Origin of the sequence: Blautia sp. MSK18_10, from assembly GCF_020553185.1 — a bacterium.
Classification (GTDB): Bacteria; Bacillota; Clostridia; order Lachnospirales; family Lachnospiraceae; genus Blautia_A; species Blautia_A wexlerae.
The window spans coordinates 128,144-141,109 of sequence record NZ_JAJCGT010000005.1 but is presented as its reverse complement, the minus strand read 5'-3'; the positions used below and the strand labels follow the sequence as shown (position 1 = coordinate 141,109).

At 41.5% G+C, this 12,966-nt stretch carries 13 protein-coding genes; 8 read left to right on the top strand and 5 right to left on the bottom strand.

Annotated elements, in window-relative coordinates; genetic code table 11:
• Positions 1–77: 77 nt before the first annotated feature.
• The 5 genes from LI074_RS04385 to LI074_RS04365 all read right to left on the bottom strand — a co-directional run bounded on the left by LI074_RS04385 (position 78) and on the right by LI074_RS04365 (position 4,342).
• Positions 78–596 carry a ClbS/DfsB family four-helix bundle protein gene (locus LI074_RS04385; RefSeq protein ID WP_173697807.1) on the bottom strand — a complete coding sequence of 173 codons (519 nt, stop codon included), beginning with the start codon at positions 594–596 and terminating at the stop codon, positions 78–80.
• 58 nt (positions 597–654) lie between these two features.
• Positions 655–1,908 (bottom strand): erythromycin esterase family protein, encoded by a 1,254-nt coding sequence (locus tag LI074_RS04380; RefSeq protein ID WP_173697806.1) that lies wholly within the window; start codon positions 1,906–1,908, stop codon positions 655–657.
• A 56-nt stretch (positions 1,909–1,964) separates the two neighbouring features.
• The gene (locus tag LI074_RS04375; RefSeq protein WP_014078281.1) at positions 1,965–2,324 is read right to left on the bottom strand and encodes a helix-turn-helix transcriptional regulator; all 360 of its coding nucleotides are present in this window, start codon (positions 2,322–2,324) and stop codon (positions 1,965–1,967) included.
• A 241-nt stretch (positions 2,325–2,565) separates the two neighbouring features.
• The gene (locus LI074_RS04370) at positions 2,566–2,940 is read right to left on the bottom strand and encodes a TnpV protein (RefSeq protein WP_173697805.1); all 375 of its coding nucleotides are present in this window, start codon (positions 2,938–2,940) and stop codon (positions 2,566–2,568) included.
• A 4-nt stretch (positions 2,941–2,944) separates the two neighbouring features.
• Complete coding sequence (locus LI074_RS04365; protein ID WP_173697804.1) at positions 2,945–4,342, bottom strand: plasmid recombination protein; 1,398 nt, start codon at positions 4,340–4,342, stop codon at positions 2,945–2,947.
• Between the two features lie 870 nt (positions 4,343–5,212).
• On the opposite strand from LI074_RS04365, the gene LI074_RS04360 reads away from it, so the two are divergent.
• The 8 genes from LI074_RS04360 (at position 5,213) to LI074_RS04325 (ending at position 12,926) form a co-directional block, all read left to right on the top strand.
• Complete coding sequence (locus LI074_RS04360) at positions 5,213–8,266, top strand: VaFE repeat-containing surface-anchored protein (RefSeq protein ID WP_173697803.1); 3,054 nt, start codon at positions 5,213–5,215, stop codon at positions 8,264–8,266.
• Between the two features lie 178 nt (positions 8,267–8,444).
• Complete coding sequence (locus LI074_RS04355) at positions 8,445–8,768, top strand: YdcP family protein (protein ID WP_173697802.1); 324 nt, start codon at positions 8,445–8,447, stop codon at positions 8,766–8,768.
• A gap of 15 nt (positions 8,769–8,783) precedes the next feature.
• Positions 8,784–9,167, top strand: coding sequence for a YdcP family protein (locus LI074_RS04350; protein WP_005423181.1), 384 nt, complete (start codon positions 8,784–8,786; stop codon positions 9,165–9,167).
• Positions 9,168–9,180: 13 nt separating this feature from the next.
• On the top strand, positions 9,181–10,572 hold the full coding sequence (locus LI074_RS04345; RefSeq protein WP_173697801.1) for an FtsK/SpoIIIE domain-containing protein: 1,392 nt from the start codon (positions 9,181–9,183) through the stop codon (positions 10,570–10,572).
• Positions 10,573–10,730: 158 nt separating this feature from the next.
• On the top strand, positions 10,731–11,963 hold the full coding sequence (mobT, locus tag LI074_RS04340) for a MobT family relaxase (protein ID WP_005423183.1): 1,233 nt from the start codon (positions 10,731–10,733) through the stop codon (positions 11,961–11,963).
• 3 nt (positions 11,964–11,966) lie between these two features.
• Entirely contained in the window at positions 11,967–12,101 is a 135-nt protein-coding gene (locus LI074_RS04335) for a DUF3789 domain-containing protein (protein WP_005611092.1), read from the top strand.
• Positions 12,098–12,319, top strand: coding sequence for a hypothetical protein (locus tag LI074_RS04330; protein ID WP_004844214.1), 222 nt, complete (start codon positions 12,098–12,100; stop codon positions 12,317–12,319). The genes LI074_RS04335 and LI074_RS04330 overlap by 4 nt, the downstream gene beginning before the upstream one ends.
• Positions 12,320–12,398: 79 nt before the next feature.
• Complete coding sequence (locus LI074_RS04325) at positions 12,399–12,926, top strand: YcxB family protein (protein WP_005334889.1); 528 nt, start codon at positions 12,399–12,401, stop codon at positions 12,924–12,926.
• Positions 12,927–12,966: the final 40 nt, after the last annotated feature.

Here is a 12,966-nt window from a genome sequence, read left to right as displayed (position 1 = left end):
AGTCTCCATACTGCTTTTTCGTTTGCACCACCTTCGATTCTTTCCTTAACGATTTTCTTAATTCTCCAAACTTGAAGTTATAGTGCAATCTTTTTCCATTTTCTAATCTTGGTTCTAAAGGTTCCGAACGGAGCAACTGTATTAACATGTATGAATTTGTATACTTCCCAGACAGCTATTTTAGTTGCTTCGTCAGCCCATTTTCTCATATGTGGTTTAAATAATTCTTCATCACTCAGAGAATCAATCATTGCATAAATAGAGTTGATATTCTCATTCAATCTGTCTTTCAATTCTTGCAGTGACAGCTGAGCATATGTATCTGTGAACCATTGATATAATTCGCCAAGCTGATTCCACTTAAAATTATCCGAAGGAGTTTTGACAGGAATACCCTTTCTTTCGTCTGATTCCCATTTAATAACAAGAGTTGTCCAGCCAACCTGATAAGCAAGATTTTCTGCCGGAGTTCGATCGATCTCATCAATTCTCTTATCTTTTAAATGCTCCGGAATATCATTAAATTCTGAAATATATTTTGCAAAGCTTTTATTTATCTCGTTTTTAAGTTCGTCTTTATTCTCATATGTTCTCAATAGTCTATCTCCTCAGCTTCCGATTTTCCAGTTTCAAAAACAGGAAGTTTTGCATACGTTATTCTTCTAATATTTTTGTAGGGTTCGCATCCGTTACAAATATCATACTATCATAAAGCTCCGCAGGAGGTTGAAACATTCGATAACTTGGAGGAAGAAGTCGCATAATGATTGAGTAGCTTTCTCCAAGTGTTCCCATATAGGTGTATTCAGAAGCCTGCCTACCCAGTTCAGAATTTTCCGGGACTTTAGTAAAATCCAACCAACAAATATCAAATCCCGCCAGTTTTGCCGCCTTTGCTAAAGGGTCATGGGAATAAAACACCTGAATTGTACGCTTTTCAGGCGAACGGGTCGGCATATTGCAATGGGTTTTATAAAAATCGGTACCAATGACATAGTAACCGTTTGCTGCGTCCTTGGAAAGAAGTTTACCCATCGAGTCAAAACTGCCCCATTTTGCGACATGGCTGTTGTGACCTGTCACAAAGATTTTTTCATGCCCATTTCGCTGCTCCTGCTGTAAAATCCACTGTACATTTTCTGCCATAAATTGATCTCTTAATGTAGCACCATCATCATTTGTCAGAGTTTGAAGCTCGGAATGCTGCATTAAAATATCTACAAAGTGAATTGCATTTTCCGAACCGTTCTTGCTTTCCAATTCTTTCTTCACTTGTGTAAGGGTTTCAGTTCGAGTAGATAAATCGCATTCACTGCTCCAGTTTTCACCTTCCACAAGTTTCTGCAAGTTTGTTGTGTCCACTTCCAGTTCTTTGCAGGATTCTTTCAAAAACCTCATGCTGTAAGAAAGCCTCTGCATATCAAAACCGTAAAAGCGAAGGTCTTCGCCTTCCAATGCACTTTCATTGTACTGGCGCATATAGGAGATAAGTTCTGCCATCTCTTCCGTTCTATAAATGGAAAATCCAATCGCTGCGGCTGCTTCCTGTGCTGTCCCCTCACCGCCGTGTATATATCGGTTTACCTGCTCGCAACCGCCGTAGTCACCTTCAAGGGCAAACGCCCTAACACCATTATTTTTTACCATCAGCTTGAACACTTCCAGCTTCAACTGCTGAAATTCTGCATTTCCGTGAGTAGCTTCTCCCAATGCAATTATTTTTGCACTTTCAGGCACAGTTATATTTTCAACGGGTTCAGCATAAGCTAAAAACTCTTCTGGATTCACATTTTCTCCTGTGCCCAAACCTCCAAAACGCATAAATACAAGTGCCGCTAAAGCCATAACACCTAATAATCCAAAAACGATATATCTTATCTTAAATCTTCTTGTCTTTTTATTCTTCATATCTGATAGACCTTTCCTTTATAGTGAATCAGTTGTCTTACATCCGTGTTACACGCTTATTGTACTTCACGCAATAGTTCTTCTGCCGTAGTGTTGAACAATTTTGCAAGTGTAAGCAGATTGGAAGTGCTTGGGTCAGATGCTCCGGTCTCCCATTTAGAGACAGCCTGCCTGCTTACGCCGATAGATTCTGCAACAAACTCCTGCGTCATCTTACACTCTTCACGATGCTGCTTCAAAACCTCACCGAGAGATTTCTTGATGCTGGACTTTTCTTTTCTGACATTGCCTGATTTAACATATCTACTCAATGCTCTTATGAGGAAAATTCCCACAGTGATAAATGCCGCTATCACCGCCACCCCGATTAGCAGTACAATACCAAAAACAATAACTCCTAAAAAATCATATTTCACTTAATTACCTCCTTTCGTGACTTCATGATAGCGAAATTTCATGGTTGCTACCACCAACTATCACGATATTTCTTTGGTTGCGAACGGTTGCGGAACTAAAATAACACTTTTTAATGTAAAAGGCATATATGTAAATTAATAAAACGACAAATTCCGATTAGTCTCTTACATTCTATCATATTCTATCCCAAAACTCTATTCTTAGATTGCCAAAGAGCAGCCTTTCGACTGCCCTTTTTACTCACATATATATACTCTCTTTCAGCACAATTTCTTCCGCACATGCCTTTATATTATTCATCAATCCAACCCATTTCATCAGATCCTGCATTTTCAGTTGTTCCGTCACACCCTGTTTTACCACGATCTGCTTTACCAAGGTTTCCACCTGCTCTCTGGTCTCCTGATCGACTCGGTTCAGATGTGCTGTTAGTTCCCCCGTCATCAATAAATACTGATATCGTGCCGGTCTATGCACTTTCAGAAACTGTTTTCGCAACATTCCGTATTTACCATATGTCAGTTCTTCCTCATTCACTGCCAGATCCGGCAGGTAATAATCTCCATGCAATGTGTAGCTCAATCCATTACTTTCATCATAAATGTGCTTTTTCATCGTCTTATCTCTCCATTCCTCTATTTTTTGTTTTATTTTTCTTACGCTGTTGATTCTCTATTTCACTTTTACGGGCACCCCAAGCCAGTCTTTCGTGAATACTTCCTTTGGGCATTTGCTCCATTTGCCGTTTTTCTTCTAATGCTTTCTGCTCTTGTATATCTTGCTGTACCGCATCCTCTACAACATTTTCCCCAAGGACACGCACTACCCGGTCATATCTGTCGGAAACATCCTGCAATTGCTGTTTTTCTTGACGCACTGTATCTAACTCTCTCTGAACTCGGTTATATACCTGCTTTGTTTCCTGATATTTATGTTTCCATTTTTCTACTTCTTTAGTAAGTTCTTTGACCTGGACAGCCATTGCAGCAATTTTATTTTTCATCTGGGTAAACAGTGGTTTTATTTTTTTATCCCGGTAAGTTGCTGCACGTTCTAATGCACCAGCTTCCGGAAGTAAAGTCTTTACTGTCCCATATTCCTTTATTTCCTTACTGACATTATCCATAACAGGCTGTAACCGTTCTCTGCGTTCTTCCAGACTGTGCAGATCTTTCTCAGCTTTTTCCGCACGTTTCTCAGCTGCCTCTTTATCTTGAACGGCCTGCTCCTTATCATCTTTTAAAAGCTGGATATCTGCTCTTACTTCCGCAATCTGTGCAGTTAGTCCTTCATTCTCAGCAGTGAGATATTCTTTCTCCTGTTCCAGTGCCTGTACTTCCTTTCTACATTCTTTCTTCTTAAAATTATAAACATCCAGATGTTCCTCATGTGTCCCTTTCTGCTCCCATTCAATTCTATGCTGTCGTGCAATCTCTGCAAGCAATTCTTTTTCATGGTTGATCCACTGATTCAACTCTGTATCGTGTTTGTTCCCGCCTTGAAATCCCAGACTTTTTAATGCCTGCTTCAGGGAAACCCTGGTATCCATTCCTTTCCCTTTCCAGCCAGTTACATAAGGGACAAAATCAATGTGCAGATGTGGTGTAGCTTCATCCTGGTGCAGATAACAGCTAAATACATGAAGCGTTGGATTTCGTTGCTGAAAATTCTTTACATACTCATCCAGTACTTTTACCGCCAGGTCTCCTTCTGTCGTTCCCACAGCCATATCTTCTCGATTTCCAATCTGGAAAATCACTTCGTGGAACAGCTTTTCCTGCTTTCCCTGACGAATTTTTTCATAGTAATTTGTAATCTGCCGATCCTTTCTTTTTCCCACATTGTACCGTTCCACAGAATCATCAAACAACTCTTTATATACTTCTTTCAGGTTTTCATTCTGGTAACAGATATTCAGATGTACTCTGTCCGGGTCTACATTTTCAGCTATAAAATCCCGTCTGTTATGGGCCAGCGATCCAGTTCCTATCATGCCGCTAATCGTTCTTCTCATCATTATGCTCCTCACCTCTCCTTCTAAAAAGAGTGCCAGATATGGCACATAATTTGTATTTCCGCCAATTATGGCGATTATAAGAAATCTTCGCCGGATACGGCGGTTTTGTTACTTTTGTTAAAAGTAACGCAAAAGCACTTTCGACAGCCGTACCGTCCATCAAAAGTACCCTTGCGCCCTACCGGAGGACGTCTGTTCTGCACCGACTGAAGCGGAGCGGAGACCATTATTCCTTCCGTTGGTCGGATTACTTCTGCGTTACTCACTTAACTAATCTATTACTGTATTCTTGCCCGGATATATTCTAGGTCATCACAATACGGTGTTCCTACAAGATACCATTGTCTTGCCTTCGGCTATATCCTTCCCACTACCGGGTGGATTCGGGACTTTAACCCGTTAGAAACGTGCGCCGCTAGGCGCACATGAAAAAAAGGCCTTACCAAATTGATTTCACTCAATTCAGTAAGACCTTTTTGTTGGTTTCACACATATTACCTGATAACCACAAGATTCCGGATAAATAATGCCAAAATCTCTTGTGTTATCATTTTGTTATCAAATAGAACTTTATCTACTCGGAAACGCCCTGTTTATAAGGCTTTCCAGAAATTTTTAACTATTCAAACTCCAGACAGACAGTACGGAGTATAAAGCAAAATCGTTGATTTTAAGCCATTTTTAGGCAATATAAGTAACTATAAAACCATATAAAAATATTAAAAAATGCAATTTTAATGCAATGAGGTGCAATCAAAATCATCTGATTTGTACCCAATCCCAAATCTCAATATCAACTATTTAGTTAAAGACGTTCAATAAATGAGCGTCTTTTTTTCATACCCAAAATCGAAAGGAGAAAGAGAAAATATGAATAAGCTAGTAAAGCGATTGCTGACAGGAACACTTGCTTTTGCAACCATTCTCACAGCATTACCAGTGACGGCGGTTCATGCTTCCGGCAATCAATACTGGACAGAATCAGCAGAACGTGTCGGCTACATTGAACACGTTATGAATGATGGTTCTATCAAATCCACATTCAATGAGGGACACATGAAAGTTGAGGGCGAAACTGCCTACTGCGTGGACATCAACACCAATTTCAAGAATGGATATAAAACACGCTCTGACGCAAGTACCCGTATGAGTAGCGATCAAATTGCTGACGTTGCTCTTTCCTTAGAGTACGTCAAGCAATATACCGCTTCTCATACGAACTTGAATTATAAACAGGGATACTTGCTGGAACAATGTGTTGTCTGGCAGAGATTGAGTGAACAGCTCGGCTGGCAGTGCGACAACGTCAGAGCTTCCTATAATGAAATCTCACAGGCAGTACAGAATGAAGTGTATGCTGGTGCGAAAGCATTTGTGAAAGCAAACAAAGGACGCTATGAATGTGGCGGTTACATTTATACTGGCGAAGGACAGGACATTGGACAGTTCTGGGCAAAGTTAAATGTAGGAAATGCAAAGGTCAAAAAGACTTCTTCCAATCCCACGGTCACAGATGACAACGCCAACTATTCCTTTGAGGGTGCGACATTTGGTGTCTATTCTGATAAGGGCTGTAACAGCCAGCTTGCCACACTTACTGCCGATGGAAACGGCGATACCAAAGAAGTTGAGGTGAAAGCCGGAACAGTGTATATCAAAGAGCTTTCTGCTCCAAAGGGTTACAAGCTGGATTCTACTGTCCATGCCTTAAATGTGGAAGTTGGAAAAACAGCGACATTAACTGTTGCTGACACTCCAAAGGTCACAGAGACTTTGATTGATTTATTCAAAATTGACATGGAAACAGGAAAATCTACTCCACAGGGAACTGCTTCTTTAGAGGGTGCAGAGTTCACATGGAGCTATTATGACGGATACTACAATGCAGATAATCTACCTGCAAAAGCTACCCGTACATGGACAACCAAAACCGTTGCCGAAAAAGACAGTGACGGAACTATCCATTATGTATCCAGACTTGCCGACAGCTACAAAGTATCCGGCGACAGCTTCTATACACAGGACGGTAAAAATGTACTGCCACTTGGTACACTCACTGTCACAGAAACAAAAGCACCAAACGGCTACCTATTAGATGGTGCATATATGCAGGCTGACGGAAGTTCCGAACAGATTAAGGGAACATACCTTACACAGATTTCCGAAGATAGCGAACTTGCCGTACTTTCTGGAAGCAACCAGTATTCCGTATCCGACAAGGTTATCCGTGGCGGTGTAAAAATCCAGAAACGTGACCTTGAAACAAAGGATGCCAAAGCACAGGGAAGTGCGACCTTACAGTACACAGAATTTAATATCATTTCCTTAAATGACAGTTCTGTACTGGTTGAGGGAAAATTATACAGCAAGAATGAAACGGTAAAGAAGATTCAGACAGGCATTGACGGAATTGCTTCTACTTCTGCTGACTTGCTTCCTTACGGAAATTACAGATTAGAAGAAAGCAAAGCACCAGAGGGCTACTTAACAAATGGTGCAAAGACAATCGACTTTTCTATCACGGAAGATGGAAAAATCGTGGACTTGACCGATAAATCCCACTCTGTCTACAACCAGATTAAGCGTGGCGATATTGAGGGTGTAAAAATCGGTGCAGGTACACATAAACGCCTTGCAGGTGTTCCATTCAGAATCACAAGTAAGACAACGGGAGAATCCCATATTGTAGTCACGGACAAAAACGGTCAGTTCTCCACTGCCTCAAGCTGGGCTTCCCACAAGGTCAATACCAATGCCGGAAAATCCAGTGAGGACGGTGTATGGTTTGGAACATCTGAACCAGACGACAGCAAAGGTGCATTACTTTATGATACATATGTGATTGAGGAATTAAAGTGTGATTCCAACGCCGGATTTAAGCTGATTCCAGCTTTTGAGGTAGTCGTATCCAGAAATAAAGTGACCGTAGATTTAGGGACACTGACTGATGAATACGAAAAAGAAATCACAATCCATACCACAGCTACCGACAAGAAAACAGGCGAAAAAATGATTATTGCCGGAAAAGCCATCAAGATCGTGGACAAAGTCACACTTGATGGCTTGGAAACAGGCAGAAAATATAAACTTTCTGGCTGGCAGATGTTAAAGGAAGAAAACGCCGAACTTCTGATTGACGGGAAACGTGTAGACAGTGATTACACATTCACTGCCGACAGTGAAAAAATGACGGTTGAGATTACTTACAGTCTTGATGGTTCAGCTCTTGGCGGTCAGAACCTTGTTACCTTTGAGGAATTGTACGATATGAGCAATCCAAAAGAGCCTGTCAAGGTTGCCGAACATAAAGACATCAACGATGATGGACAGACCGTTCTTATCACAGAACGTATCATCAAAATCCATACGACCGCTACGGACAAGAACGGCAAGAAAGAAATTGAAGCCGGAAAAGACGTAACGATTGTGGATAAAGTCACATTAGATGGTCTGGAAGTTGGGACAAAATACAAACTTTCCGGCTGGCAGATGTTAAAAGAGGAAAATACCGAACTTCTGATTGATGGAAAGAAGGTATCCAATGATTATGAGTTTACAGCCGACAGTGAAAAAATGACGGTTGAGATTGCATTTACCTTTGATGGTTCTTCTCTTAGTGGCAAGAGCCTTGTCACCTTTGAGGAATTATACGATATGACCAATCCAGACGAACCAAAGAAAATGACAGAACATAAGGACATCACAGACGATGGACAGACTGTGACAATCAAGAAAGTGCCGGAAGTCCCAGACACACCAAAGGATACCGACACGCCGGATACACCATCTAAGGTTACTAAGACAAGTGACAGCCCAAAAACAGGCGACAATACCAATATCTATGCTTATCTTGCCATGCTCGGTCTTTCCTGCGTAGGGCTTGGCGGTATGCTTTACTTCAAACGCCGTAGAAAGAAATCGTAAGGCGGTAATGTAGCGGTTGGTAGAGCGTTCAAGGTCGCCACCCTTTTTGCAACTTCACGCTCCCGTGAAGCTCTGATTTACGGGAGCGTGAAGTCCACTAGGGGCGTGGGGAGTGTAGCTCCCCACAAAGTACAGCAGGAAAGAACTTACAAATAGAAAGAAAAGAGGTCAATTATTTATGGAATTAAGATTTGTCGTACCAAATATGGAAAAGACATTCGGGAACTTGGAGTTTGCCGGAGAAAATACTACGGAACAACAGAGAATCAACGGGCGTATGGCTGTCATTAACAGAAGCTACAACCTGTATTCCGATGTGCAGAGAGCCGATGATGTTGTCGTTGTGCTTCCTGCCAAAGCTGGCGAAAAACATTTCTCGCCAGAGCAGAAAGTAAAACTTATCAACCCACGAATCACTACCAATGGCTATAAAATCGGGGAACGTGGATTTGTCAATTACATCTTACTTGCAGACGATATGTTACCAGTGGAAAGTAAATAAGGAGGTATTCAGATTATGAGATTAGCAAATGGAATCGTCATTGATAAAGAAAAGACTTTTGGAGTGTTGAAGTTCTCCGCATTACGCCGTGAGGTTCATGTACAGAATGAAGATGGAACAGTCAGTGAAGAAATCAAGGAACGTACTTACGATTTGAAGTGCAACACACAGGGACGCATGATACAGGTATCCGTTCCGGCGACTGTTCCGTTAAAGGACTATGACTACAACGCCGAAGTGGAACTTATCAATCCTGTTGCAGATACGGTAGCCAATGCAAATTACCGTGGTGCAGATGTGGACTGGTATGTAAAAGCAGACGATATTGTTTTGAAGAACAAAGGCACTCATGCCGGAAATCCACAGAACAATGCTCCACAGCAACCGCCGAAGAAATAAGAGGTGTTAGCGTATGACGTGGAAAAAGAAAGGTAACAGGATTCGTGCCAGTGACAAATCGCTGGTCTATCACTTCTGTATCGGTTGGCTGTTGCTCCTGTTCGTTGAGGTGTTCCTGCTACTGAATCTGCGACAGCTCCTTGTTATAGACTGGAAAGATTTTAACCTGCTCCATGCCGGAATTACTTGGACTGCCTACAATTCCATTACGGTTCTGATAGCGACTGGTGTTTGTGCATTGGTCGCTTTCCTCTACTACCGTTACGGATATGACCATATCAAGCGGTTGCTACACAGACAAAAGCTGGCTCGCATGGTGCTGGAAAATAAATGGTATGAAGCGGAGAACACCAAAGACAGCGTTTTTTTCACTGACCTGCAAAGCAGATCAAGAGAAAAAATCGTGTGGTTTCCGAAAATTTATTACCAGATGGAAAATGGATTGCTCCATATCCTGTGTGAAATCACAATGGGAAAATATCAAGAACAGCTTCTGTCCTTAGAGGACAAATTGGAATCGGGGCTGTACTGTGAGCTGACTGATAAGACACTGCATGACGGCTATATCGAATACACCCTGCTCTATGATATGATAGCGAACCGTATTTCGATTGATGAAGTGATTGCCGAAAACGGCGGTCTGCGGTTAATGAAAAATCTGGTGTGGGAATATGATTCACTTCCCCATGCCCTTATCTGTGGTGGTACTGGCGGTGGAAAGACCTATTTTCTGTTGACCATCATTGAAGCCCTGCTTAGAACCAATGCGGATTTATACATTCTTGACCCGAAGAACGCTGACCTTGCAGATTTGGGAACAGTCATGGGAAATGTCTACCACACGAAAGACGATATGATTGACTGCGTCAATGCCTTTTATGAGGGCATGGTCACACGCTCAGAAGAAATGAAACTGCACCCGAACTACCGCACAGGAGAAAACTATGCTTATCTGGGGCTTGCTCCACAATTCCTTATCTTTGATGAATATGTGGCGTTTTTGGAAATGCTGACGACAAAGGAAAGCACTGCCCTGTTAAGCCAGCTAAAGAAAATCGTTATGCTCGGCAGACAGGCTGGATACTTTCTGATTGTGGCTTGCCAGCGTCCAGACGCAAAATATTTCGGAGATGGTATCAGAGATAATTTCAATTTCCGTGTGGGACTTGGTCGGCTGAGTGAACTTGGCTATGGTATGCTCTTTGGAAGTGATGTGAAAAAGCAGTTTTTCCAGAAGCAAATCAAAGGGCGTGGATACTGTGATGTAGGAACAAGTGTCATATCGGAATTTTATACTCCCCTTGTACCCAAAAGCTATGATTTCTTGGGTACGATTGGGAAACTTGCACACATAAGGCAGGACGGACAGGTGGCGTGCGGAGCGAAAGCCACAGGTACGGACTAGCCTTGCTGGTGTGGCGGTAGCCACGCCAGCATATATTAAGCCCCTCGGTATCTAACAGAGGGGCACAAATCACAAGGAAACATACACAAAAGTTACCGATTCTTGGCTGAAATCAAGCGTTTGGTAGCTTTTTTTACTGCTGTGACATCGGATAAAAAATGTCACAGTTTTTTCGTAAAGGGGGTATCGCACTGAATGATACAGAGTGGATACAGGATTTTGCAGACAGGCGTTTGCAGTACGGTGTATCCCAGACGAAACTTGCGGTCATGGCTGGAATCAGCCGTGAACATTTAAGCCGTATCGAATCCGGCAAGGTGGCGGTCACAGAAGAAATGAAAGTAAAACTTTTGGAAGCTCTGGAAAAATTCAATCCAGAAGCACCGCTTACCATGCTGTTTGATTATGTGAGGATACGGTTTCCGACACTGGATATTGGACACATCATCAAAGATATTTTACAGCTCAATATTCAGTACATGATACATGAGGACTTCGGGCATTACAGTTATACAGAACACTACTACATCGGAGATATTTTCGTATATACTTCTCCCGATGAAGAAAAAGGTGTCCTGCTGGAACTGAAAGGAAAAGGCTGTCGCCAGTTTGAAAGTTATCTGCTGGCACAGGAACGGAGCTGGTATGATTTCCTTATGGACGCTCTGGTGGACGGTGGTGTGATGAAACGCCTTGACCTTGCCATCAATGACCATACGGGAATGTTAGATATTCCAGAACTGACCGAAAAATGCCGGAATGAGGAATGTGTATCGGTGTTCCGTTCCTTTAAGTCCTATGCTTCCGGCGAACTGGTCAAGCATGAGGAACAGGACAAGGCTGGTATGGGGTATACGCTTTATATCGGTTCACTGAAAAGTGAGGTGTACTTCTGTGTCTATGAAAAAAGCTATGAGCAGTACATCAAACTTGGGATTCCCATTGAGGAAGCACCCATAAAAAACAGATTTGAAATACGGTTGAAAAATGAACGTGCTTATTATGCTGTCCGTGACCTGCTGACTTACTATGACGCTGAACGGACGGCATTTTCTATTATCAACCGTTATGTACGCTTTGTGGATAAGGAAGCAGACAAGAAACGGAGCGACTGGAAATTATCTGTCCGCTGGGCGTGGTTCATCGGGGAAAACAGAGAGCCGTTAAAGCTCACGACCAAACCCGAACCCTACACACTGGACAGAACCCTACGCTGGATTCAACGGCAGGTTGACCCGACACTCAAAATGCTGGAAACAATCACAGCGAAAACAGGGATTGATTATCTGAAAGAAATCCGTAAATCCACGAAACTGACGGAAAAGCACTACAAGATAATCGAACAACAGACCACATCAACCGAAGATGTGATTTTAGAAAAGGAGAATTGAAAAATGCAACGATTATTATTTGACTTCCTGTTCTTCTCTTTAGGCGGAACAGTTGGCGTGATTGCCATGTGTATTTTACAGGCTGGCAGACAGTCTGACCGAAAAATGATGGAACTGAAAGGAGAAAAGAAAGCATGAATTTTGGACAGAACCTTTATAACTGGTTTTTAAGCAACGCACAGAGCCTTGTGCTGATGGCGATTGTTGTTATCGGAATCTACTTGGGATTCAAGCGTGAGTTTTCCAAACTTATCGGATTCTTGGTAGTTGCCTTAGTAGCCGTTGGTCTTGTATTCAATGCGTCCGGCGTAAAAGACGTATTGTTACAGTTATTTAATAAGATTATTGGAGCGTAAAATTAAGAATCCCACATTTTGAACACAAACTTGTGGTAATATACTAATATCATTAAAATGTTTAAAGGAGATTCTTATTATGGTTAGATACAGTATTGAAATCGGACAGCAAGAACAAGATATTTTAAAAGAAATCGTTTTAGCCAGTGATAAAAATGTAAAGAAACGTAAATTTGCAACAGGGTTATCGTCTGTGATGGCTGTCATAATGTTAATATATACGATTCTTTGTTTTATGAATAGTCGTATTGGATATGGTATTATTGGATTATTATTTTCGGTTTTCTTTATCTGGATTATCATAAACGGAGCTAACACATTTCAGAAAAAAGTAATAAATATTGTTCATTCAAAGATGGATAATAAACTGACTTCGGGAAAACGTGAATATTGTTTTGATACCGATGGTATTACAGTTAGTTCTGATATCGGTAACGGGACTAATCATTGGAACGCCTTTAAATGTTGGGGGATTTTCAGAAATTACATATATATCAGAACAATAAAAAATGAAATGGTTCTTGTTAATCAAAATGATTTGTCTGAAAATGATGTAAAAGAGTTAAAATCCCTTTTGAGTCAGAATTTAAAAGAAGAAACGCTTTAATATTGTTTTAGAGTTAAGCAGTCTTTCAGTTATGATCGAC

Coding starts and splice junctions, on each gene's coding strand:
- LI074_RS04380 (WP_173697806.1), bottom strand. CDS start 1,908: ATGAAGAATAAAAAGACAAGAAGATTTAAGATAAGATATATCGTTTTT.
- LI074_RS04370 (WP_173697805.1), bottom strand. CDS start 2,940: ATGAAAAAGCACATTTATGATGAAAGTAATGGATTGAGCTACACATTG.
- LI074_RS04365 (WP_173697804.1), bottom strand. CDS start 4,342: ATGATGAGAAGAACGATTAGCGGCATGATAGGAACTGGATCGCTGGCC.
- LI074_RS04360 (WP_173697803.1), top strand. CDS start 5,213: ATGAATAAGCTAGTAAAGCGATTGCTGACAGGAACACTTGCTTTTGCA.
- LI074_RS04355 (WP_173697802.1), top strand. CDS start 8,445: ATGGAATTAAGATTTGTCGTACCAAATATGGAAAAGACATTCGGGAAC.
- LI074_RS04350 (WP_005423181.1), top strand. CDS start 8,784: ATGAGATTAGCAAATGGAATCGTCATTGATAAAGAAAAGACTTTTGGA.
- LI074_RS04345 (WP_173697801.1), top strand. CDS start 9,181: ATGACGTGGAAAAAGAAAGGTAACAGGATTCGTGCCAGTGACAAATCG.
- mobT (WP_005423183.1), top strand. CDS start 10,731: ATGTCACAGTTTTTTCGTAAAGGGGGTATCGCACTGAATGATACAGAG.
- LI074_RS04335 (WP_005611092.1), top strand. CDS start 11,967: ATGCAACGATTATTATTTGACTTCCTGTTCTTCTCTTTAGGCGGAACA.
- LI074_RS04330 (WP_004844214.1), top strand. CDS start 12,098: ATGAATTTTGGACAGAACCTTTATAACTGGTTTTTAAGCAACGCACAG.
- LI074_RS04325 (WP_005334889.1), top strand. CDS start 12,399: ATGGTTAGATACAGTATTGAAATCGGACAGCAAGAACAAGATATTTTA.